The sequence below is a fragment of the Streptomyces coerulescens genome (assembly GCF_042657965.1).
GTDB classification, from domain to species: Bacteria; Actinomycetota; Actinomycetes; order Streptomycetales; family Streptomycetaceae; genus Streptomyces; species Streptomyces coerulescens.
This window is the reverse complement of record NZ_JBHSKM010000008.1, coordinates 89,667-111,356: the sequence shown is the minus strand read 5'-3', so window position 1 is coordinate 111,356 and position 21,690 is coordinate 89,667. Positions and strand designations below refer to the sequence as shown.

At 70.2% G+C, this 21,690-nt stretch carries 19 protein-coding genes; 10 read left to right on the top strand and 9 right to left on the bottom strand.

Features of this window, described 5'->3' with window-relative positions:
- The first annotated feature begins 26 nt into the window (after positions 1-26).
- Complete coding sequence (locus ACFPQ9_RS14805; RefSeq protein WP_380852682.1) at positions 27-815, top strand: methyltransferase domain-containing protein; 789 nt, start codon at positions 27-29, stop codon at positions 813-815.
- 117 nt (positions 816-932) lie between these two features.
- On the opposite strand, the gene ACFPQ9_RS14800 is transcribed toward ACFPQ9_RS14805, so the two are convergent.
- Entirely contained in the window at positions 933-2,120 is a 1,188-nt protein-coding gene (locus ACFPQ9_RS14800; RefSeq protein ID WP_380852679.1) for a winged helix DNA-binding domain-containing protein, read from the bottom strand.
- A gap of 907 nt (positions 2,121-3,027) precedes the next feature.
- Between ACFPQ9_RS14800 and ACFPQ9_RS14795 the strand changes: the two genes are divergently transcribed.
- The 4 genes from ACFPQ9_RS14795 to ACFPQ9_RS14780 all read left to right on the top strand — a co-directional run bounded on the left by ACFPQ9_RS14795 (position 3,028) and on the right by ACFPQ9_RS14780 (position 8,215).
- On the top strand, positions 3,028-3,801 hold the full coding sequence (locus ACFPQ9_RS14795; protein ID WP_380852676.1) for an isoprenyl transferase: 774 nt from the start codon (positions 3,028-3,030) through the stop codon (positions 3,799-3,801).
- A gap of 345 nt (positions 3,802-4,146) precedes the next feature.
- The gene (locus ACFPQ9_RS14790; protein ID WP_380852673.1) at positions 4,147-5,472 is read left to right on the top strand and encodes a PhoH family protein; all 1,326 of its coding nucleotides are present in this window, start codon (positions 4,147-4,149) and stop codon (positions 5,470-5,472) included.
- A 418-nt stretch (positions 5,473-5,890) separates the two neighbouring features.
- Positions 5,891-6,586 (top strand): aggregation-promoting factor C-terminal-like domain-containing protein, encoded by a 696-nt coding sequence (locus tag ACFPQ9_RS14785; protein ID WP_465269570.1) that lies wholly within the window; start codon positions 5,891-5,893, stop codon positions 6,584-6,586.
- 225 nt (positions 6,587-6,811) lie between these two features.
- Positions 6,812-8,215: an AI-2E family transporter gene (locus ACFPQ9_RS14780; RefSeq protein ID WP_380852667.1), complete on the top strand. Its 1,404-nt coding sequence runs from the start codon at positions 6,812-6,814 to the stop codon at positions 8,213-8,215.
- On the opposite strand, the gene ACFPQ9_RS14775 is transcribed toward ACFPQ9_RS14780, so the two are convergent.
- Both ACFPQ9_RS14775 and ACFPQ9_RS14770 read right to left on the bottom strand, forming a co-directional pair.
- Positions 8,161-8,700 (bottom strand): alkyl hydroperoxide reductase, encoded by a 540-nt coding sequence (locus ACFPQ9_RS14775; RefSeq protein ID WP_380852664.1) that lies wholly within the window; start codon positions 8,698-8,700, stop codon positions 8,161-8,163. The genes ACFPQ9_RS14780 and ACFPQ9_RS14775 overlap by 55 nt on opposite strands.
- Positions 8,701-8,705: 5 nt before the next feature.
- Positions 8,706-9,260 (bottom strand): peroxiredoxin, encoded by a 555-nt coding sequence (locus ACFPQ9_RS14770; RefSeq protein ID WP_272124337.1) that lies wholly within the window; start codon positions 9,258-9,260, stop codon positions 8,706-8,708.
- Between the two features lie 152 nt (positions 9,261-9,412).
- Between ACFPQ9_RS14770 and ACFPQ9_RS14765 the strand changes: the two genes are divergently transcribed.
- From ACFPQ9_RS14765 to ACFPQ9_RS14750, 4 genes are all read left to right on the top strand, one after another.
- Positions 9,413-10,354: a LysR substrate-binding domain-containing protein gene (locus ACFPQ9_RS14765; RefSeq protein ID WP_380852661.1), complete on the top strand. Its 942-nt coding sequence runs from the start codon at positions 9,413-9,415 to the stop codon at positions 10,352-10,354.
- A gap of 154 nt (positions 10,355-10,508) precedes the next feature.
- A complete protein-coding gene (locus ACFPQ9_RS14760; protein ID WP_380852658.1) occupies positions 10,509-11,342 on the top strand; it encodes a MarR family transcriptional regulator in 834 nt (277 codons plus the stop codon).
- Between the two features lie 54 nt (positions 11,343-11,396).
- Complete coding sequence (locus tag ACFPQ9_RS14755) at positions 11,397-11,783, top strand: roadblock/LC7 domain-containing protein (RefSeq protein WP_380852655.1); 387 nt, start codon at positions 11,397-11,399, stop codon at positions 11,781-11,783.
- Between the two features lie 4 nt (positions 11,784-11,787).
- On the top strand, positions 11,788-12,216 hold the full coding sequence (locus tag ACFPQ9_RS14750; protein ID WP_380852652.1) for a hypothetical protein: 429 nt from the start codon (positions 11,788-11,790) through the stop codon (positions 12,214-12,216).
- A 56-nt stretch (positions 12,217-12,272) separates the two neighbouring features.
- Here ACFPQ9_RS14750 and ACFPQ9_RS14745 read toward each other — a convergent pair whose 3' ends face one another.
- The 5 genes from ACFPQ9_RS14745 to ACFPQ9_RS14725 all read right to left on the bottom strand — a co-directional run bounded on the left by ACFPQ9_RS14745 (position 12,273) and on the right by ACFPQ9_RS14725 (position 16,850).
- Positions 12,273-14,609, bottom strand: a complete 2,337-nt coding sequence (locus ACFPQ9_RS14745) for an ABC transporter permease (protein ID WP_380852649.1) — start codon at positions 14,607-14,609, stop codon at positions 12,273-12,275.
- Complete coding sequence (locus ACFPQ9_RS14740; RefSeq protein ID WP_380852647.1) at positions 14,606-15,295, bottom strand: ABC transporter ATP-binding protein; 690 nt, start codon at positions 15,293-15,295, stop codon at positions 14,606-14,608. The genes ACFPQ9_RS14745 and ACFPQ9_RS14740 overlap by 4 nt, the downstream gene beginning before the upstream one ends.
- Positions 15,292-15,816 (bottom strand): PadR family transcriptional regulator, encoded by a 525-nt coding sequence (locus tag ACFPQ9_RS14735; RefSeq protein WP_030952544.1) that lies wholly within the window; start codon positions 15,814-15,816, stop codon positions 15,292-15,294. Before ACFPQ9_RS14735 ends, ACFPQ9_RS14740 begins: the two co-directional genes overlap by 4 nt.
- Positions 15,817-15,921: 105 nt before the next feature.
- Positions 15,922-16,167: a type II toxin-antitoxin system antitoxin gene (locus ACFPQ9_RS14730; RefSeq protein ID WP_380852644.1), complete on the bottom strand. Its 246-nt coding sequence runs from the start codon at positions 16,165-16,167 to the stop codon at positions 15,922-15,924.
- Positions 16,164-16,850, bottom strand: coding sequence for an SPFH domain-containing protein (locus ACFPQ9_RS14725; RefSeq protein WP_380852641.1), 687 nt, complete (start codon positions 16,848-16,850; stop codon positions 16,164-16,166). The genes ACFPQ9_RS14730 and ACFPQ9_RS14725 overlap by 4 nt, the downstream gene beginning before the upstream one ends.
- A gap of 235 nt (positions 16,851-17,085) precedes the next feature.
- On the opposite strand from ACFPQ9_RS14725, the gene ACFPQ9_RS14720 reads away from it, so the two are divergent.
- The gene (locus ACFPQ9_RS14720) at positions 17,086-19,476 is read left to right on the top strand and encodes a transglycosylase domain-containing protein (protein WP_380852638.1); all 2,391 of its coding nucleotides are present in this window, start codon (positions 17,086-17,088) and stop codon (positions 19,474-19,476) included.
- Positions 19,477-19,561: 85 nt separating this feature from the next.
- On the opposite strand, the gene ACFPQ9_RS14715 is transcribed toward ACFPQ9_RS14720, so the two are convergent.
- Positions 19,562-21,688 (bottom strand): SpoIIE family protein phosphatase, encoded by a 2,127-nt coding sequence (locus ACFPQ9_RS14715; RefSeq protein ID WP_380852635.1) that lies wholly within the window; start codon positions 21,686-21,688, stop codon positions 19,562-19,564.
- Positions 21,689-21,690: the final 2 nt, after the last annotated feature.

The window sequence follows — 21,690 nt, the reverse complement described above, 5'->3', positions numbered from 1 at the left end:
GACGGCCGCCTGCGATCATGCCCGTCATGGGTGGTCAGGACAGCAGGTCGTTCGAGGAACTCCTCGCCGAGGGCGTCGCCGTGCCCACCGAGGGCTGGGACTTCTCCTGGTTCGAGGGGCGGGCCACGGAGGCGCGGCCCAGCTGGGGGTACGCCGTGTCCCTGGCCGACCGGCTGGCCGCCGCGACCGCCGCGCTCGACCTCCAGACCGGGGGAGGGGAGGTCCTGGAGTTCGCCCTGGGCCGGGCCACGAAAGCGCCCGTGCTCACCGTCGCCACCGAGGGCTGGCCGCCCAACGTCGCCAAGGCCACCGCCCTGCTCGCCCCGCGCGGAGTCGCGGTCGTCGCCTCGCCCGAGGACGCGCCGCTGCCGTTCGCCGACGGGGCGTTCGACCTCGTCACCAGCCGGCACCCGGTTCAGGCGCCCTGGCCGGAGATCGCCCGGGTGCTCCGGCCCGGCGGCACGTACTTCGCCCAGCACGTCGGACCGCACAGCGTCTTCGAACTCGTCGAGTACTTCCTCGGCCCTCAGCCGGAGGAGGTCCGCAGCGGCCGCCACCCCGAGCGGGAACGGGCCGACGCCGAGGCCGCCGGCCTGGAGGTCGTCGACCTGCGTGCCGAGGAACTGCGCATCGAGTTCCATGACATCGCCGCGGTCGTCCACTTCCTGCGCAAGGTCATCTGGATGGTCCCCGACTTCACCGTCGAGGCCTACCGGCCCCAACTCCGTTCCCTGCACGAGCGGATCGCGTCCGACGGCCCCTTCGTCGCCCACAGCACCCGCCACCTGTTCGAGGCCCGCAGGCCGGACGCCTGATCCCGACGCGGGCGCGCCGGGCCGGCCCTACGGAATGGCGCGTGCCTCCGCCGACTCTCGTCCGCCTCCCGCCGACCCCTGCAGACTCCGCCCGACCCCCCAGCCCCAGCCCCCGCCCTACGCATGCGGCCCCACACTCACCTCCCCGCCCACCAACTCCGCCTTCGCCTCCAGCACTTCCCCCACCCGCTCCACCTGCTCGCCCAGCTCCCGCTCCTGGCGTGCCGTCAGCCGGCGTCCGACCGGCTCCACCGTGACGGTCGTACGACGGCCCTGGCGTCGCTGGTGCCAGACCCCGGCCACCACGCCGTCCACCAGGAGCACCGGGAAGTTCCCCGCCTGCCCGCCGGCCAGCGCCCGCTCGTACGCCTTCCCGGGGAACAGGGACCGACGCGGCTGCGCGGCGATGGCGTACGCGTCGAAGTACGGCAGTAGCCGCACCCTCCGCACCCGCCCCTCCGGGAACTCCGTGTCGCCCGACGCCACCCAGGCCGCCGCCCCCTCGAAGGCGACCTCCTCGATCTCCCCGGCCTCCGCCAGCTGCAGGAACAGGGCGGTCGCCCAACTCGCCGGTGCCGCCAGCCACTTGGCGAAGTGCTGGGGTGTGGCCGGGCCGTACGCGCGCAGATACCGCCGTACAAGTTCCCGCAGAGCCGACTCGCCGGGCATCGGGGTGAAGGGCGGTGGACGGGTGTACGTCACCTTCCGGCCCCTGTTCGGGCCGGCGCACAGGGCGCCCGACTGGCCGGCCCGGTGCATCACCTGCCGCCAGCGCGGCCACAGGTCCTGGAAAGCGGGCATCACCAGGTCACCGGCCCACGCGCCGGTCCGCGCCACGACCTCCTCGCCCAGCTCCTCCACGGTCAGGCACACCCCGTCGAGGGCGTCTCCGATCGCTGCCACGATCTGCTCCGCCTGTTCCTCCGTGACCCGGATGTCCGGCGGGAACGGGCTCGGGCCGGTCGGGACCGCCGTCAGCGCCCCGCACCACTGGGGCAGTTCGGCGGCCGGGAGCAGATGCACGGTGCCGCGTGGACCGAACGTCTTCACCAGCGAACGGTCCTCCCACAGCGCGGCCCGGACGTCCGCCCGCGTCACCCCGGCGGCCCGCACCCCCACCGACACCTCGGCCGCCGACAGCACCTGGGCGTGCGCGCCCAGCATCGCGCCGACGACCTCCGCGACGGGAGTGCCGGGCGCGGCGGGACGGGTCAGGAACTGTCGCTCCAGCCGTCGCGTACTCACCTCGTCCCAGGTGATCGTGCCGCCCGCGCCGCCCGTCCCACTGCCCGACTTCGCTGTCATGGGGCGACGGTAAGCCGGACCTAGGTCGGAAGCTGTCCGCTTACCCCCGTCACCCGGGAGGGAAGCTGACCGCGTATCCCCGCTCCCTCGGATCCACGCGCCCGCATCGTGCAAACCGTGCATCCAAGCGCGAAGCCCCTTGAGCCCCTATGCATCCAAGGAAGGCTCACCTTCTCCACATTGTTATGACGGCCGACTCGATTTCCTCCCCACCCTCACGTAAGTTCAGACCAAGGTAATTCGCGTACGCAAAGCTGCGCGGCGGCACCGCGCAGTGGAGGGGGCTGCGCGGTGCCATGCCCTCGACCGGCTCCCTGCTGGACGCGCGTCGCGGTGCCCTTCGCCGATCGCCGTCGGCTCTCGCGGACCGTCAAGCGGGCGTTCGCGGTCGGGGTCACCCGGGCGGGGGAAGCGCGGACAAGTCACCAGCCAGGCCGCAAGAACCGCCAAACCCTCTGGATCCGGCCGCATCCCACGCGTTTCCCCTGGAAAACAGGCCCGATCTCGCCACGAATCCGCCATGAGAGGGCCCTCTCATGGCCACCGGGCCGTCGCCGAGCGACTTCGGAGAGTAGTTGTGGCACGCCGATGCGCGCAGCATCCCTTACGAAGGGTTATGGTGGAAACCCCCCCTCGGGCCGGTCCGTCTCCCCCCCCACGGACCGGCCCGTTTTATTGCCCCGCCCAGCGGCATGTGAGCAACGGCCACTGCCCGCGCCGGGCGGCATGCGAGCTACGGGACCGCAACCTGATGAGGGGGGCGGGGAACTGCGCGACCAGCCCCCACCGAACCCGCATGCGCCAACCCACCCCCAACCTCACCCACCGCACCCCACAACCACGGCCCAAGCCCCGCAGGGGTAGGCTTCGCCCCTGGGGACCGCCGTACGGAGGGGCTGACGAACACGTGAACCTGCGCGACAAGCTGCGCGGCCTGCTGGTCAGGCTCTACGCACGCCGGGTGGAAGGTCACCTGGACCACGCTCAGGTGCCCAAGCACATCGGCGTCATCGTGGACGGCAGCCGGCGCTGGGCGAAGGCCGCCGGATCCACCCCCGTGGACGGTCACCGTGCCGGCGCCGAGAAGATCGAGGAATTCCTCGGCTGGTGCACCGAGACGGACGTCGAGGTCGTCACCCTCTGGCTGCTGTCGACGGACAACTTCAACCGCCCGCCGGAGGAACTCGGCCCCCTGCTCGGCATCATCGAGGACGTCGTACGAACCCTCGCCGCCGACGGCCGCTGGCGCGTGCACCACGTCGGCACCCCCGATCTGCTGCCCTCTGCGATGCAGATGGCGCTGAAGGAGGCCGAGGAGTCCACGGCCCACGTCGACGGGATACTGGTCAACGTCGCCATCGGCTACGGCGGCCGTCAGGAGATCGCCGACGCCGTCCGCTCCATGATCGTCGACGCCCATGACAAGGGCACCTCGATGGAGGACCTCGCCGAGTCGGTCAGTGTCGACCTGATCGGACGTCACCTCTACACCGGCGACCAGCCCGACCCCGACCTCGTGATCCGCACCAGCGGCGAGCAGCGGTTGTCCGGATTCATGCTCTGGCAGACGGCCCATTCGGAGTACTACTTCTGCGAGGTCTTCTGGCCGGCCTTCCGCAAGGTGGACTTCCTGCGGGCCCTGCGCGACTACGCGGCGCGCCATCGGCGCTACGGCGGCTGAGCGCACTTCCGGCGCTGTCGTGGCCGTATCGCGGCGCGACAAAACCAACCCTCTCCGGGACAGAAGTAACAAGGAGTTCACCAGCGCGCCGTCATATGCGCTGGCATGGCACCGCATGTTCGAGGGCATAAGCCAAGCAGGTCGACACCCGAACCACGGGTGTCGTATCTCAGCGGGCGGCGCCGGAGCCGTCCGCCCGGGAGGCCCTTTGCACCAGCCCCACCGTGCGGTCACGGCACGGAAGAAGACGCGGGGGGCCGGTTTTCGGCCCGTGCACTGCGGCCGACGACCGGTCCAGCCCCACTCCGTCGCTCCCCGACCTCATCCGAGGGGGTACGTCCTTCCGTGGTGACCAGCACAAAGCGCCACAAGCCAGACCGGCGCACCTACGTTCTCGACACCAGCGTCCTGCTGGCCGACCCGAACGCCCTGAACCGCTTCGACGAGCACGAGGTCGTGCTCCCCATCGTCGTGGTGACGGAACTGGAGGCCAAGCGGCACCATCCCGAACTCGGCTACTTCGCCCGGCAGGCGCTGCGTCTGCTGGACGAGTTCCGGGTGAGGAACGGCCGTCTCGATGCCCCCATTCCGATCGGGGACCTCGGCGGGACCGTCCGTGTCGAGCTCAACCACTCGGACCCCAGCGTGCTGCCCAGCGGCTACCGCCTGGGGGACAACGACTCCCGCATCCTCGCGGTCGCCCGCAATCTCCAGGCCGAGGGACTCGACGTCACCGTCGTGTCGAAGGACCTGCCGCTCAGGATCAAGGCCTCGTCGGTCGGTCTCCTCGCCGAGGAGTACCGCGCCGAGCTCGCCATCACGGACTCCTCCGGCTGGACCGGAATGTCCGAACTGACCCTGCCGGGCGAACAGGTGGACATCCTCTTCGAGGAAGGGCACGTCTACGTCCCCGAGGTCGCCGACCTGCCCGTGCACACCGGGCTGACGATCCATTCCGAGCGCGGCAAGGCGCTGGGCCGGGTCACGCCCGAGGGCAACGTCCGGGTGGTGCGCGGCGATCGGGAGGCGTTCGGCATCAAGGGCCGCAGTGCCGAGCAGCGGATCGCGCTCGACCTGCTGCTCGACCCGGACGTCGGGATCGTGTCGATGGGCGGCCGGGCCGGCACCGGCAAGTCGGCGCTGGCGCTGTGCGCGGGTCTGGAGGCGGTCCTGGAGCGCCGTCAGCACCAGAAGGTGATGGTCTTCCGGCCGCTGTACGCGGTGGGCGGACAGGAACTCGGCTATCTGCCCGGCACCGAGGCCGAGAAGATGAGCCCCTGGGCGCAGGCCGTCTTCGACACGCTGTCCGCGGTCACCAGCCGCGAGGTCATCGAAGAGGTCACCGCGCGCGGCATGCTCGAGGTCCTTCCCCTGACCCATATCCGCGGGCGTTCGCTGCACGACGCCTTTGTGATCGTGGATGAGGCGCAGTCGCTGGAAAGGAATGTCCTGCTGACGGTTCTGTCCCGAATTGGTGCTAATTCACGGGTGGTTCTGACCCATGACGTGGCCCAGCGGGACAATCTGCGGGTCGGGCGCTACGACGGTGTCGTGGCCGTCGTGGAGAAGCTGAAGGGACACCCGCTCTTCGCCCATGTGACCCTGACGCGGTCCGAGAGGTCCCAGATCGCGGCCCTTGTGACCGAAATGCTGGAAGACGGGCAGATCTGACCCAAGTGCTCAACTTGCGGTAGCTACTCGTTGGTTGGCGCCGTTCGGAAAGGCAGTGAGCCTATCCGGGCGGCGCCTGGGCGTGTGCGGCTTTCCGGAAATCCCCAGGGACAAACAAGGTGTGAGCTTTCACACGCAACACAGAATTGCCTTGCGGCGTCCGGGTGCGGCAGAGTCTCACTCCTGTCAGGCCCCGCATACGACACACCTGTACCCCCAGCGGTACGGAACCACAGCAGCACCACCACCAACTGCATAGCGACGTCGTATGCCGCCCGAGTCACCACGCGGCGCTCCCCTCGCGGGAGTTGCCCACCGGGTCCGCGCCTCCCGTGACCCCGCAGTTGGGAGGCCAGAGCCAGGGGCACGATTGCGTCCGCCAGGGTCACCGAAGCGGGCGATGCTGGAAGGAAACCGTGTGAGTCCGATTTCGGTCAGGGGATTCGCAGTGGCCTCTGCCACCGCGGTCACCGCTGTCGGAAGCGTCGTCGGCGTTGCCTCGGGCAGCACCGCGCAGAACAACGACGCCGAGGCGACGGCTGCCGATTCGACGCTCCTCGCGGACATACCCGCGGGCCAGCAGGCCCAGGTGCAGACCGAGTCCCTGTCGGCGCAGGCGGATGTCCAGGCCATCGCCGCCGACGTGAGCGCAAAGAAGGACGCCGAGGAGGCGGCCCGCAAGGCTGCCGCCCAGAGCGCGATCGAGAAGAAGGAAGCCGCCGAGAAGGCAGAGAAGGCGGCGCAGGAAGCCAAGGAGCGCGAAGAGGCCGAGGCCAAGGCCTCCCGGTCCTCCGCCGCGGACTTCCCCGTCCAGAGCTCGTACAGCATCTCGCAGATCCAGTCGATGGCGCGTTCGATGGTGCCCGGCGACCAGTTCCAGTGCTTCAGCAACATCGTGGACCACGAGTCCGACTGGAACTACCAGGCCGTGAACCCCTCCTCCGGTGCCTACGGCCTCTTCCAGGCTCTGCCCGGATCCAAGATGTCGTCAGTCGGCGCCGACTGGCAGACGAACCCCGCCACGCAGATCAAGTGGGGCCTGAACTACATGAACGACCGCTACGGCAGCCCTTGCGGCGCCTGGGACTTCTGGCAGGCCAACAACTGGTACTAGGCGCTCCGCTGGTTCAGCCGAGATAGGACGTCGCTCGTCTGCGGCGCCGCTGTGGCTGGTCGCGCAGTTCCCCGCGCCCCTAAAGGGCGCGTCTCTCAACCCTGCGTTGCCCCTCACCGTCTTTTGGTGAGGGGCTTTCGCTGTTCCCCGTGTGGTGGCATGTACGGTCGGCATCAACGACTCCAGGGAGGAGTGGTGGGGAGAGACGGGGGAAGAGGACGGATCATGTCGCGAGTGCCAGGGTGGCTCGGCCGGGTCGGTGCCGGTCTGACCGAGATGAGTGAGCGGTTGGACGAGCGCCGGGCCGCGGTGGAACGAGAGAGCGCCGAGCGCGAGCCGGTGGGGCGGACCACCGTCGCCACCGAACCGCCCCCGGGCGCGGACCCGCCGCCCGCCGACCATGTGCCACGGCCCCCCGACTACGCGCCCGCCGCCCCGCCGCCGCGCCCCGACCCCGCACAGGTCGTGCCGTGGGGCGTACGGGTCGCCGCGGAGGCCGGCTGGCGGCTGCTGGTGCTGGCCGGCACCGTCTGGGTCCTGATGCGGGTCATCAGCGCCGTCCAACTCGTCGTACTGGCCTTCGTCATCGCGCTGCTGCTCACCGCGTTGATGCAGCCCTCGGTGGCCTGGCTGACCAGGCGGGGCGTGCCGAGCGGGCCGGCGACCGCGCTGACCGCGATCCTCGGGTTCGTCGTCATCGGGCTGATGGGCTGGTTCGTGACCTGGCAGGTCATGGAGAACATCGACAATCTCTCCGACCAGGTCCAGGACGGCATCGACGAGCTGCGCAACTGGCTGCTCAACAGCCCGTTCCACGTCACCGACAAGCAGATCAACGAGATCGCCGAGAACCTCCGGGAGGCGATCGGCGCCAACACCGACGAGATCACCTCGGCCGGCCTCGAAGGTGTCACGGTCATCGTCGAGGCGCTCACCGGCATCCTGCTCGCGGCCTTCTCGACGCTGTTCCTGCTCTACGACGGCAAGCGGATCTGGCAGTGGACCCTGAAGCTGGTCCCGGCCGCCGCCCGTCCGGGAGTCGCGGGTGCCGGGCCGCGGGCGTGGGCGACGCTGACGGCGTACGTACGCGGCACCGTCCTCGTCGCGCTGATCGACGCCGTGTTCATCGGCATCGGCATCTACTTCCTCGACGTACCGATGGCCGTCCCGCTGGCCGTCTTCATCTTCCTGTTCTCCTTCATCCCGCTCGTCGGTGCGGTGGCCTCCGGTGCGCTGGCCGTCGTCGTGGCGCTGGTGACGCAGGGCATCTTCACCGCGGTCATGACCCTTGCGGTCGTCCTCGCGGTGCAGCAGATCGAGGGCCACATCCTCCAGCCGTTCATCCTCGGACGCGCGGTCCGTGTGCATCCGCTGGCGGTCGTGCTGTCCGTGGCGGCCGGCGGCATGGTGGCCGGGATCGGCGGAGCGGTGGTGGCGGTGCCGCTGGTGGCGGTGTCGAACACGATCGTGGGGTATCTGCGGGCGTACTCCCAGGAGGCGGCGGTGCCGAGACTCCCGGAGACGCGGGAGACCCCGCCCACCGAGGGTGAGCGGGGTCCACAGGGCGACGGCGACTACTCGACGTCGGCCAGTACGGCCTCGGCGTCCAAGGCGGAGCCCACGGCCTGAATCACTGAAGCGATCTTGAAGGCCTCCTGGACCGTCTCGCGGTCCACGCCGGCCTTGCGCAGCACCTGCTCGTGCGAGTCGAGGCACAGGCCGCAGCCGTTGATGGCGGACACCGCGAACGACCACAGCTCGAAGTCGACCTTGTCGACGCCGGGGTTGCCGATGACGTTCATCCGCAGGCCGGCGCGCAGGTTGCCGTACTCGTGGTCGGACAGCAGGTGCCGGGTCCGGTAGAAGACGTTGTTCATCGCCATCACGGCGGCCGCGGACTTCGCCGCGGTGTACGCCTCCGGCGAGAGGTTCGCCCTGGCCTCCGGCGCCAGCTCGCGCAGCACGATCGGGGAGCGGGAGGCGATCGCCGTGGCGAGCACCGTGCCCCACAGCTGCTGGGCCGGCAGGTCCGAATTGCCGATGACCGAGCCCAGGTTGAGCTTCAGGTCCTTGGCGTAGTCCGGTATGCGGGACTTCAGGGAGTCGAGCGACATGGGGGTCACTCTCCCGCGAGCAGCTTGACCGGGTCCAGGGTGTCCTCGCCCTTGCTCCAGTTGCACGGGCACAGCTCGTCCGTCTGGAGGGCGTCCAGGACCCGCAGGACCTCCTTGGGGTTACGGCCGACGGAGCCGGCGGTCACCATGGAGAACTGGATCTCGTTGTTCTGGTCGACGATGAAGACGGCGCGCTTGGCGAAGCCGTCCTCACCCTCGATGCCGAGGTCGCGCATCAGCTCGTGCTTGGAGTCGGCCATCATCGGGAACGGCAGGTCGCGCAGGTCGTCGTGGTCCTTGCGCCAGGCGTGGTGGACGAACTCCGAGTCACCGGAGAAGCCGAGGACCTGGGCGTCACGGTCGGCGAACTCCTCGTTCAGCTTGCCGAAGGCCGCGATCTCGGTCGGGCAGACGAAGGTGAAGTCCTTCGGCCAGGCGAAGACGATCTTCCACTGACCCTCGTAGGTCTTGTGGTTGATCGTCTCGAACTCCTTGCCCTTCTCCAGCGAGACGCAGGCGGTCAGTTCGAACTCGGGGAACTTGTCACCGACAGTGAGCACACGCTCTCCTTGCAGCGAGGAGGCACCTGATCGGTACAGGTGTCTCCCTTGGGTTGGACCTTACCGATCCTGGCACAGGCTGCATTGATACAAGAAATAGCTACACTCGGTCCGGTTGATCGGAGAGTGCTATCAGTGACCGTGAGTGAGACGTGAGCAAGAGAAGACTTCCCAGTCTCGCCCAGCTGCGGGCCTTCGCCGCCGTCGTCGAGCACCTTCATTTCCGGGACGCCGCCGCCGCGATCGGCATGAGCCAGCCCGCGCTGTCCGGTGCCGTCTCCGCCCTGGAGGAGTCACTCGGAGTGACACTGCTGGAGCGCACCACCCGCAAGGTGCTGCTGTCGCCGGCCGGTGAGCGTCTGGCCGTACGGGCCAAGGCGGTGCTGGCGGAGGTCGGGGCGCTGATGGAGGAGGCCGAGGCGGTGCGGGCCCCGTTCACCGGGGCGCTGCGCCTCGGTGTCATCCCCACGGTCGCGCCGTATCTGCTGCCCACCGTGCTGCGGCTGGTCCACGACCGCTATCCGCAGCTCGACCTCCAGGTGCACGAGGAGCAGACCGCGAGCCTGGTCGACGGGCTCACCACCGGCCGACTGGACCTGCTGCTGCTCGCCGTTCCCCTCGGGGTCCCCGGAGTCGCCGAACTCCCGCTGTTCGACGAGGACTTCGTGCTCGTCACCCCGCTCGACCACACGCTCGGCGGCCGCGAGGGCATCCCGCGCGAGGAGCTCAGGGCGCTGAACCTGCTGCTCCTCGACGAGGGGCACTGCCTGCGCGACCAAGCGCTCGACATCTGCCGGGAGGCCGGCCGCGAGGACGCACCGGTGACCACTACGGCCGCAGGTCTCTCGACGCTCGTGCAGCTCGTCGCGGGCGGCCTCGGCTGCACGCTGCTGCCGCGGACGGCCCTGAAGGTGGAGACGACCCGCAGCAGCCAACTGCTCACCGGCTACTTCGCCGACCCCGCCCCCACCCGCCGGATCGCCCTCGCGATGCGGGCGGGAGCGGCCCGAGGAGGGGAGTACGAGGAGCTGGCGGCGGCCCTGCGGGAGGCGCTGCGCCCGCTGCCCGTAACCGTGTGCCAATCGGTCAAATGAGCGCCGAACACAGTTCTTTGAGCCGCCCGGAAACTCAACTTCCGTCAACTAGCGACAGGACGGATATCCGCCTCCGGAATATGCGCCCGGACTGATACACATTCCCCCCTCAGCGCTATGCGTCAGGCGTGTGTGCGAAACGACGAGGGGTGTGATGTCGGGCTACGAACACCTGGCGCGGGCCCTCGCCGTCTGCGCGCGTGACGGCTTCACCGGAGAGCTCAGGGTCACCGGAACGCCGGGCGGCACGTTCCATCTCGGCGACGGACGGGTGGTCGCCGCCGAGTCCCCCGGAGCACCGGGCGCCGAGGCGCTGCTGCTGCGCTCCGGGCGGGTCAGCGGCGAGCAGTGGGCCGAACTGATGCGGGAGTCCGGGGGCGCGCGCTGGCCGGCGACCGCCCTCATCGCACGCGGGTACGCGGGGGCCGCGCAGCTGCGGGTCGTGTGCGCGATGGCGCTGCACGACGCCGCGTTCGCGATCGCCGCCGGCCGGGTCGACGACTGCGAACACGTCCCCACCACCGAGCCGTTCGCCCAGGTCCCGGTGGGGGAGCCACCGCTGGGCCTGCTCCAGGGAGCGGCCCGCAGACTCGCCGCGCTCACCGCGCTGCCGCACCCCGTCCACCCCGACCGCGAGCGGCCCGTGCCCGCACCGGCACCCGTCGACACGGCCACCCCGCTCACCGCCCTGCGGCGTGAGCTGCTCACCCACGCCGACGGCCGCCGAACCGCCCGGGACCTCGCCTTCCGGGTCGGGAGGGGCGTCTACGCCGTCACGGTCGAAGTCGCGCGGATGCTCGGCGACGGGCTGCTGGTCTGCGCCGAGGCGCCCGCGCCGATCCCTGTCCGCCCCCTTCCGGACGGGCACGCACTACGCCCCCGGGAACCGGCGCCCGTCGAGCCGCCGCCCCCGCCCACGGCCCCGACCGCTCTGCCCCGCCGAAAGCCCGGCAGCTTCTTCCGCTTGCGGAACGGAATTACCAGATGAGTCCGAAATGAAGCAGCCGATCAGAAGTGAAAAGAAATGAGGAGAGTCGCGTACATGGATCACAAGGCCCTGGCACTGGAAATGCGTGGCCTGCGCGAACAGGTCACCGGGATCACCGACACCGCGGTCGCCGCCGCCGACGGCCTGCTCATCGCCGCGGACACCGCCGACTCCATCGACCCGGAGGGCCTCGCGGCCCTCGCCGCGGCCGGTCTCGGTCTCGCCAGGCGCACCGCCGACGCCACCGCCCGCGGGGCCCTGCGCCGGACGGTGACGTACGGCAGCCATGGTTGTGCCGCCTTCTACGCCGTCGGCGACACCGCCCTGATGGTCGTGCTCGGCGACGAGGGCATGGACGTGGACCACCTGAACCGGGCGACCCAGTCCGCCCTGCGACGTATCGATCTGATCCTCACCGACAAGGCACCAGAAGGAGTTTGAAGGGATGGCGACGAAGCGCATGACCTCAGGTTTCTCCGACCAGGTGATGAGCCTGGTCAAGCACCTTCGCACCGACGCCCCGGACTGCGTGGCCTCCGGCGTGGTCGACATGTCCACCGGAATGCTGCTGTCCTACGAGACCGTCGAGACCCATCCGCCGGAGGTCCTGGACCTGCTGGCGGGCGCGACGCTCGATCTGTTCCAGGGGCGCACGGTCGTGATGATCGAGGACGTCTTCAAGGAGCGTCGCGGGATCACCAGTGACAACCACTTCTTCCAGGAGATCCTGGTCAACAGCGAGAACCTCACGCACCTGTTCGTGCGGCTGAACGAGCAGCAGGACGTGGTGGCCGTCGTCGTCTGCCGCAAGTCGGTCAACGTGGGCATGCTGTTCGCCCAGGTCCGGCGGGTCGTACGGGAGTACAGCCTCTGAACGCGACGGCGGTGGGGCTCCCTCCGGGGAACCCCACCGCCTCGCCGTACGCCGTCCTACTCGGTGCGCAGCCCGTCCGGCCGCATCAGCCGCAGCAGCGGCGGCAGGCTGAGGACCGTCACCACGAGGACCACGCCGGCGCCGATGCCGGTCATCGACAGCACGCTCACCCAGTCCACGCTCACGGTGGCTTCGACCATGTTCAGCAGCACGGCGCCCAGTGTCAGTCCCACCGCCGACGCCAGCAGCAGCCCCAACGCGATCGGGATCGCCGTCTGCCACAGCACCGACAGACTCAGCGTGCGGCGCCGGGTGCCGAACGCGACCAGCGACGACAGCAGCTTCTTGCGCTCACGCAGCTGCTCCAGCTGGGAGACCAGCAGGCTCGCGCCGATCAGCACCAGGACGCAGGTCGCACCGACGAAGAGACCGTTGCGGATCGCGCGGAACTCCTCGGTCTGGCGGCTGGCGGCCAGGGCGTTCACGTCCGTCAGCGGGTCGATCCGCGCGGCGGCGTTGCGCGCGAACTCGGCGGCGTCCGGCACCGACTTGTCCAGCGAGAGGTACACCTTCTCGTACATGCCGGCCCCCGCGCCCTCGGGCAGTGCGCCCGGGGTGAACAGCAGGCCGCCGCGCTCGTAGCCGGTCGGGTCCTCGCGCGGCCCCGCCTTCTTGATGTCGGCGGGCACCTTCCAGGACTTCGTGTGGCTCGGCGACCCGGGGTAGGCCGGGTCGAAGTACAGGGTCCCGCCCGCCTTGGTGAGCTTCTCCGTGTTGCCTTCGTCGTACTCGCTGCCGAGAACCCGGAAGATGTCGCCGTCCCGGCACGACTTCAGACGTGCCACCTCGCGCAACTCGGCACAGTTGCCGACGGCCGCCTCCACCGAGCTGTCGGGCTCCTTGGCCCGGTCGCCGAGCGAGCCCTCGGAGAGCGCCGTCGCGTGGGCCACGCCCTCGGTACGTCCCAGCTGCCCGGCGACCTCGCTCAGGGAGACGTCCTCCCGCACGTACAGCGTCAGCTGAGCCCGGCTCGGGTCGTTGCCCGTCTCCTTGGTGTAGTCGGACTCGACGCCCGCGAACAGCATCTGCAGGGCGATCGCCCCGGCCACGGCGACCGCGATGCCGTTGACCATGCGGGCGGCCGTGCCACTGCTCAACTGCAGCCTGCGCACGGCCAGTTGCCAGGAGACCGAGCCCGAGTTCAGCCGGGCCACCACGGCCTCGACGAGCCACGGCAGCAGCGCGGTGACTCCGACCAGCAGCAGCACGGTGCCGCCGATCACCATCCACTCGTTGAAGTTCCCGTTGCTGTTGCCCTGACCCATCATCGGGTACAGCAGCGCGAGGCCGGCCAGCGGCAGCAGCAGCCGCCACCACAGCCGGCGGCGCGGGGGCTTGGCCGCACGGACCACGCCGAGGGGCTCGATGACGACCCCGCGCAGCGCGAACAGTGTCACCAGCACGGCGGCGGCCGGCACGGCGACCGCCACCAGCAGGGCGAGAGCGGGCGACGGATTGAGGTCGCTCGGGAACACGCTGATGTCGCGCACCTTCAGCAGAGCCGCCAGTTGACGCCCCGCCAGGAAGAATCCGGTGCCGAGGACCAGCCCGAGCAGCGCCCCGGCGAGGGCCTCGCCGCCCGCCACCCGGCGTGCCATCCTGCCGTCCGCGCCGACCAGCCTGAGCGCCGCGAGCCGACGGTCCCGGCGCTCGCCGCCGAAGCGCACGGCCGCCGCGATGAACACACCGACCGGCAGCAGCAGCACCACAAAGATGATCATGACGAGCAGGATCAGGATCGGGTCCAGCTCGTCGTCCGGCGCCCCCGAGGAGGGGCCGAAGTAGTCGATGCGCTCGATGGAACCGTTGCTCAGATGGTCCGCCATGCCCGAGCCGCCCGCGTAGTAGGCGAGTTCGGCGGGCCCGATGAGTCCGGACTCCTGGATGGTGCCGGTGACCCGGTAGGGGATGCGTTCGCGCAGCAGCTTGCCCGAGTCGGACTCCAGCAGGCGCTTCAGCGCGGGCGAGGCGACCATCTCGCCCTTCGCCGGGAACTTCTCGACGCCCGGCGGCAGCGCAGCCCGCGAGCCTTCGGGCTCCAGGAGCCGGCCACGTACGTCGTCGTTGCGGAAGGTCGTGTCGACATCCGCGATGATGAGCGTGTCGTCCGCCTTCTTCAGGGTCTGCGCGCCGTACGTGAAGTCGTCCCGGGCACTGGCGCGGTGGTCACGCTCGGTCAGCGCGCTCGGGACGGCGGTCGTCAGCAGCAGCAACGCCACACCGAGGCCGACGCCGACGGCCGTCAGCAGGGCCCGGACCCATCCCTCGCGTCCGCCGGCGAAGGCGAACCGGACACCCAGGGCCAGATCCTTGCCCCACTGGCCGACGCTCATACGACCCGCTCCATGTCCCGGGACTTGCCGTCGCGTACGACGATCTCGCGGTCGGAGTAGGCCGCGACCCGGGCCTCGTGCGTGACGAGGACGACGGCGGCGTTGGTGGAGCGGGCGGCGTCCGTCAGCAGCTCCATCACACGCTCGCCGTTGAGGGAGTCGAGGGCGCCGGTCGGCTCGTCGGCGAACAGCACGCGCGGGCTGGTGACCAGCGCGCGGGCGACGGCGACGCGCTGTCCCTGACCGCCGGAGACCTCGCCCGGCCGCTTCTTGCGCAGGTCGTCGACCTCCAGCCGCTCCATCCAGGTGAGGGCGGTGCGCTCGGCCTCCTTGCGGGAGGTGCCGTTGAGCCGCAGCGGCAGGGCCACGTTCTCCACACAGGTCAGTTCCGGCACGAGCTGGCCGAACTGGAAGACGAACCCGAACTCCGAGCGCCTGAGCGCGCTGCGCTGGGCGTCGCCCATGGTGGCCAGCTCGCGCCCGTTGTAGGTGATGGACCCCGAGTCGGGCGGCACGATGCCGGCGAGACAGTGCAGCAGCGTGGACTTGCCGGAGCCGGACGGCCCCATGACGGCGACGACCTCGCCGGGGTGGATGGAGAACTCGGCGCCGTCGAGGGCGAGGGTCGGGCCGTATGCCTTGCGCAGATTCTCGGCCGCGAGCAGGGAACCGGGAGGCGGAGTCACTTGGTCACCACCTCGGCCAGCTTGTCGAGACGCGCGGCGGTCAGTTCCAGCCAGCGCAGGTCGGCTTCCAGATGGAAGAGGGCGTGGTCGCAGATCAGCTGGTCGGCCAGGTCCCCCTTCCGCTTGCGGTCGGTGAGGATGCGCATCATCCGCAGGTGCTCGGCACGCTGGGTGTCGAGGATGTCGGCGGCGTCGCGCCGGGTGAGCAGGGCGAGGACGACCTTGGTGTACAGGGTCGACTGGAGGTACGGCTCCGGCTTCTCGGGTGTCGCGAGCCACCTCTGTACGTCGGTGATACCGGCGTCGGTGATCGCGTACCGCTTCCGCTCGGGGCCGCCGCCGGGCTCGATCCCGTCGACCTCGACGAGACCGTTCTTCAGCAGCCGGGACATCGTCGAGTAGACCTGGCCGTAGTGCAGCGGCCGGTCGTGACCGAACTTCTCGTCGAAGGCCCGCTTGAGGTCGTAACCGTGGCGGGGGCCCGACTCCAGGAGCCCTAGAAGGGTGTGACCGATGGACATGGCCAGGACTCTACACGGGGTGTATACGCCTCATGTATACGCGGAGTGTGTAGATCATGGCGGTGGGTGTGAAGGCCCAGGTGGGGGCCGATTGTCACGGTTCTGCTACTGCGACTCGGGTGGCTTCGCCGGGGGACGGCCCCTGCGGGGGATCGGCTTGGTGTCGCCGGGCAGCCGGCCCGCCTCCGCGAGCGCGCGGCGCAGCAGGAACTCGATCTGTGCGTTGGCGGACCGCAGTTCGTCGCCCGCCCACCGCGCGAGTGCCTCGTACACGGCCGGGTCGAGCCGCAGCAGCACCTGCTTGCGCTGCGGTCGACCTTGAGGGCCCGAGCCCCCGGCGGGGGCCGTCACTGGTAGAGCGTCCCGGTGTTGAGGACCGGCTGCGGGGCCCGGTCGCCGCACAGCACCACCATCAGGTTCGACACCATCGCCGCCTTGCACTCCTCGTCCAGCTCCACGATCTCCTGCTCGGAGATCCGTGCGAGCGCTGCCTCGACCATGCCCACCGCACCGTCGACGATCTGCCGCCGGGCCGCGACGACCGCTCCGGCCTGCTGGCGCTGGAGCATCGCGGAGGCGATCTCGGGAGCGTACGCGAGATGCGTGACGCGTGACTCGATGATCTGCACTCCGGCCGCCTCCACGCGCGCGTGCAGTTCGACGGCGAGCTTCTCGGTGATCTCCTCGGCGTTGCCGCGCAGCGACAGGTCGCCCTCGTCATGGGCGTCGTACGGGTACTCGAGGTTCACCCAGCGCAGGCCGTCCTGCCGGATCGTCCCCCGGTACCGCCCGAAGAGCTGGATGACACGTGCCTCGCCCGGCGCGACCATGTTCAGCCCGCACATGGCGAGGACCGAGGCGACGATGACCAAAACGCCCGTGACGGCCGGGGCGACCTGGCCGCCGACCGCCGGGGCGGCCCCGCCGCCGACGCTGTGTGCCCGGAACTCGCGGACGTGCGGTGCGGGCATCTCAGGTATGTCGGCGGTCGCGGGCGTGGTGCGGTCGTTCGGCAGGGCGGCTCCCCGTTTCATCAAGCCTCGGTCTATCTTTGATCTATCTAAGTGATAACACTTTACCCGGCCTGAGCAACCCTACGCACCCCTCAGCCGTCGGTTCCGGTAGCGCAGGTGCTGATTGTCACGTCCGCAAAAGACCGGATCGACAGGCCTTTGTCACATCTTCCGGTGTTAGCTTTCTGAGCTGACCTGAGCGGCGAACCTGTGTGGCAGCAGTGCACACAAGAACGAAGCGGAGCGGAACGGACCCATGGGACGAGCGGAAGAGAGACGAGCACGGCAGCGCGGTGGCCGCCGCGCCGCGCCCCGGCGTTCGTCCGGGACGCCGTCGAACGCGGGAGCCGGCGAGTCGACCACCGTGATCGGGAGCCCGTCGGCAGCCGGCGGCCGGGCCGCCGCCCGGCGCGCGGCCAGGGGCGGGGGCGGTGCCGGCAAGGGCCGAATACGCCGGCTGTTCACATGGAAGAAGATCCTCGGCACCTTCCTCGGCTTCTGCCTGCTCGGCATCGGCGCCTTCATCGCGCTCTACCTCGCGGTGGACGTGCCCGACGACAACGCCGCCGCTCAGGCCGCGCAGCGTCAGAGCAATGTCTACAAGTACAGCGACGGCTCCACCCTCGCCCGCGACGGCGAGGTCAACCGCGAGATCGTGGACCTGTCCAAGGTCCCCAAGAAGGTCCAGAAGGCCTTCGTCGCCGCCGAGAACAAGTCGTTCTACAACGACAACGGCATCGACCTGAAGGGCACCGCCCGCGGTGTGCTCAACACCCTGATGGGCAAGGGCGCTCAGGGTGGTTCGACGATCACCCAGCAGTACGTCAAGAACTACTACCTCAGCCAGGAGCAGACGGTCAGCCGCAAGCTCAAGGAGATGGTCATCTCCCTGAAGGTCGACCGCCAGATGTCCAAGGACGACATCCTCGCCGGCTACATCAACACCAGCTACTACGGCCGCGGCGCCTACGGCATCCAGGCCGCCGCCCAGGCCTACTACCGCAAGGACGCGGAGAAACTCTCCGTCGAGCAGGGCGCGTACCTCGCCGCGCTGCTCCAGGCACCCAGCCAGTACGACTGGCACGCCGCCTCCGACACCGGCAAGCGGCTGGTCACCAACCGCTGGAACTACGTCCTGGACAACATGGTCGAGGAGGGCTGGCTGGACCGGTCCGATCGCCAGGACATGACGAAGCTCCCGGTGCCCGAGGAGCCCAAGCCCACCGCGGGCCGGGAGGGCCAGAAGGGCTATCTGATCGAGCTCGCCAACCGTCAGCTGGAGGACCAGCTGATGAAGGAGCAGGGCCTCACCCGCTCCCAGGCCGAGGCCGCCGTCGTCGACCAGGGCTGGACCATCACCCTGAACGTCGACAAGAAGAAGCAGGCCGCGCTGGAGAAGGCCGTCAAGGCGCAGCTGACCGGCAAGCTGGACACGAAGAAGCGCAAGGTCGACGCGAACGTCCAGGCCGGCGCGGTCTCCGTCGATCCCGAGACGGGGAAGATCGTCGCGATGTACGGCGGCGTGGACTACTTCAAGCACTACACGAGCAACGCCACCCGCACCGACTACCAGCCCGCCTCCACCTTCAAGCCGGTCATCCTGGCCGCCGCCCTGGAGGAGGCCGCCGAGACGCAGTCCGGCAAGCCGATCGGCGCGAGGACCGTCTACGACGGCACCAGCAAGCGGCCGGTCGTGGACGCGAACGGCGACGAGGTCGGGTTCGCGCCGGAGAACGAGGACGACCAGGACTACGGCGACGTCACCGTCCAGACGGCGATGAACAAGTCCATCAACTCCGTCTTCGCGCAGATGGGCGTCGACGTCGGCATGAAGAGCGTCATGGACGTCGCCGGCAAGCTCGGCATGGACACCGAGAACGAACAGGCCGTCCCGGCGCAGACCCTGGGCACCATGGGGGCGAGCCCGCTCCAGATGGCCGGGGTGTACGCCACCCTCGACAACCACGGCAAGAAGGTCACGCCCGGCATCCTCAAGAAGGCCGAGCACAACAGCCGTACGGTCGCCATCCCCGATCCGATCGGCGAGCAGGTCATCAGCCCCGAGGCCGCGGACACCGTGACCTCGGTCCTGACGGGCGTGGTCGACGACGGTACGGCCCGGCAGTCCGTGGCGAACAACCCCAAGCGCGACGGCCAGAAGGTCGCCGGCAAGACGGGCACCTCCGACGACAACAAGTCGGCCTGGTTCACCGGCTACACGCCCGACCTGGTCACCTCGGTGGGCCTGTTCGGTGAGGACGCCAAGACCCACGCGCAGGCCAAGATGTACGGCGCCGGCGGCTTCGACCGCGTCAACGGAGGGGGCTTCCCGGCGCAGATCTGGGCGGCGTACATGTTCGGGGTGACCGACCCGGACGCCAGGTTCGACCTCGACACCGACCAGGGCGCGGCCGTCCAGCCGACGTGGACCCCGACCCCGACCGAGGAGCCGACGACCGAGGAGCCGACGGAGGAGCCGACGACCGAGGAGCCGACGGAGGAGCCGACGACCGAGGAGCCGACCGAGGAGCCGACGACCGAGGAGCCCACGGAGGAGCCGACGACGGAGGAACCGACGGAGGAGCCCACGGACGAGCCGACGGGCGACATCACGTTGGACCCGGCCAGACCAGGAAACGAACAGTAGGAAAGCGCCCCGAAAGGGGCGCGGGGAACTGCGCGATCAACCACAACGCACCCGCGGCAGGCGACGCGCAGTTCCCCTACGGCGACTAGCCCCGATTCAACTCGAACCAGACGACTTTCCCGGTACTCAACCGCGTGGCCCCCCACCGCCGAGCAAGCCGATTGACGAGATACAGCCCCCGCCCACCCTCATCCGTGGCACGAGCCTGCCGCAGCCGCGGCAACTGCGGCACATCATCGCCGACCTCGCACCGCAGCACATCGGTCCGCAGCAACCGCAGCGTCACCGGCCGCGAGGCATACCGCACGGCGTTCGTGACGACCTCGCTGACCAACAGTTCGACGGAGTCGCTGAGTTCCTCCAGGCCCCAGCGGGCCAGCGCACGCCGCGCCAGCCGCCGGGCACGGCCCGGCGCCGCGTCCTCGGGCTCCAGGAACCAGTACGCCACATCGCTCGGCGCGATCCCGTCGAAGCGGGCGGCGAGCAGCGCGATGTCGTCGTCGCGGTCACCCGGCCCGAGCATGTCGAGCACCTCGTCGCACAGCGCTTCGAGCGGCGGCGGATGGTCGGGCCCGGTGAGCTGGGCGGTCGCGGCGAGCTTCTCGCGCAGCTGCTCTATGCCGGTCCAGACGTCGCGCAGCCGCGACTCGACCAGGCCGTCGGTGTACAGCAGCAGGGTCGCCCCGGCCGGAGCGTCCAGTTCGACGGCCTCGAAGTCGACGCCGCCGACACCGATCGGTGCGCCCGCGGGCACGCGCAGCACCTCGGCCCGGCCGCCCAGGTGCAGCAGGACGGGCGGCGGATGACCGGCGTTGGCGATGGTGATGCGGTGCGAGACCGGGTCGTAGACGGCGTACAGGCAGGTCGCCATGCGGTCCGTGCCCAGGCGCTGGGCCTGCTCGTCGAGGTGGTGCAGGACCTCCTGCGGCGGCAGGTCGAGGCCGGCGAGGGTCTGGGCCGTCGTCCGCAGCTGGCCCATGATCGCCGCCGAGGTCATCGAGTGGCCCATGACGTCGCCGACCACCAGCGCCACCCTGCTGCCCGGCAGCGGGATCGCGTCGTACCAGTCGCCGCCCACCCGGGCCGTCTCGGCCGCCGGGAGATAGCGGGAGGCCAGGCGTACGCCGGTCGGGCGGGGGAGTGTCTCGGGCAGCATCGTGCGCTGGAGCTCGTCGGCGATGTACGCCTCACGGCCGTACAGGACCGCCTTGTCGATGCCGAGCGCGCTGTGTGTGGCGAGCTGGGCGGCGACCAGGAGGTCGTCCGGCTCGAAGGCGAGGCGCTCCGGGCGGCGCAGGAAGACCGCGGCGCCGATGACACGGCGCCGGCCGCGCAGCGGGGCGAGGATCGCGCGCTGGCCGTCGGGGATGATCAACTGGCCGTCGTCGCCGAGCAGCTCCGGCAGGGCGGCACGGGCGGCGGGCGCGTCGGCGAAGACGGGACGCACCCCGCGCAGCACCTCCGCTAGCGCGCCGCCCGGCCGCACCTCGCACAGCTCGGCGGTCAGGGAGGACAGTTCGGAGAGTTCCGTCGGCTCGGGCTGCTGCTGGGCGGGCAGGAAGCCGTTCTCGCTGTCCCGTTCCTCCGGGATGCGGTCGGTGCGGCGCAGCCGCAGCACGACGGGCCCGGTGGGCCGCTCGTCGCCGACCGGCAGCGGGTCGCGCAGATAGACGAGGATCGCGTCGGAGAAGGTCGGCACGGTCGCCCGGCACAGCCCCATCACGATCTCGTCCAGGTCTATGCCGCGGGCGATGCGCCGGGTGGCGGCGCCCACGAAGCGCAGCCGGTCGCCGTCCCGCCGCATGGGCGTGGGCCGGCCGGGCTGCACGGTCTGTCCGCTGCGCCGCTCGGCGGAGGCCGACGGCTGCTCGGTGCCGGGCTGGGGCGGGATGGCCTCCGGAGCGGGCCGCGGCCGGTGTGTGTCGGGCTCGGCGGCGACGGAGGGCTGCGAGTGCTCGGGGCCGTTGCCGACGATGACTGGGGGCTCCTTGCTCGGGCCGGACGGTGCGGTGCTGCCCGGCGTGGAGGGGGTGTCTCCGGTGCGCGCCTGCGCGGGTAAGGCGGTGCCGCCGCCGGCGGTGTGGGGCGGTGTGGAGTGCGATGTCGACGGTGTCGAGGTACGCACGAGCGCCCCGCGGGACTCCGCGGGGTCTACGCCCGTCTCGGGGCGTTCGAAGGAGGTCGGCTGCTCCGTCACGCCTTTCGAATCCATCC

Excerpts from the sequence above, each read along its gene's own strand:
- ACFPQ9_RS14805 (WP_380852682.1), top strand. The coding sequence starts at position 27 with ATGGGTGGTCAGGACAGCAGGTCGTTCGAGGAACTCCTCGCCGAGGGC.
- ACFPQ9_RS14800 (WP_380852679.1), bottom strand. The coding sequence starts at position 2,120 with ATGACAGCGAAGTCGGGCAGTGGGACGGGCGGCGCGGGCGGCACGATC.
- ACFPQ9_RS14780 (WP_380852667.1), top strand. The coding sequence starts at position 6,812 with ATGTCGCGAGTGCCAGGGTGGCTCGGCCGGGTCGGTGCCGGTCTGACC.
- ACFPQ9_RS14775 (WP_380852664.1), bottom strand. The coding sequence starts at position 8,700 with ATGTCGCTCGACTCCCTGAAGTCCCGCATACCGGACTACGCCAAGGAC.
- ACFPQ9_RS14760 (WP_380852658.1), top strand. The coding sequence starts at position 10,509 with ATGTCGGGCTACGAACACCTGGCGCGGGCCCTCGCCGTCTGCGCGCGT.
- ACFPQ9_RS14755 (WP_380852655.1), top strand. The coding sequence starts at position 11,397 with ATGGATCACAAGGCCCTGGCACTGGAAATGCGTGGCCTGCGCGAACAG.
- ACFPQ9_RS14750 (WP_380852652.1), top strand. The coding sequence starts at position 11,788 with ATGGCGACGAAGCGCATGACCTCAGGTTTCTCCGACCAGGTGATGAGC.
- ACFPQ9_RS14745 (WP_380852649.1), bottom strand. The coding sequence starts at position 14,609 with ATGAGCGTCGGCCAGTGGGGCAAGGATCTGGCCCTGGGTGTCCGGTTC.
- ACFPQ9_RS14735 (WP_030952544.1), bottom strand. The coding sequence starts at position 15,816 with ATGTCCATCGGTCACACCCTTCTAGGGCTCCTGGAGTCGGGCCCCCGC.
- ACFPQ9_RS14725 (WP_380852641.1), bottom strand. The coding sequence starts at position 16,850 with ATGAAACGGGGAGCCGCCCTGCCGAACGACCGCACCACGCCCGCGACC.
- ACFPQ9_RS14720 (WP_380852638.1), top strand. The coding sequence starts at position 17,086 with ATGGGACGAGCGGAAGAGAGACGAGCACGGCAGCGCGGTGGCCGCCGC.
- ACFPQ9_RS14715 (WP_380852635.1), bottom strand. The coding sequence starts at position 21,688 with ATGGATTCGAAAGGCGTGACGGAGCAGCCGACCTCCTTCGAACGCCCC.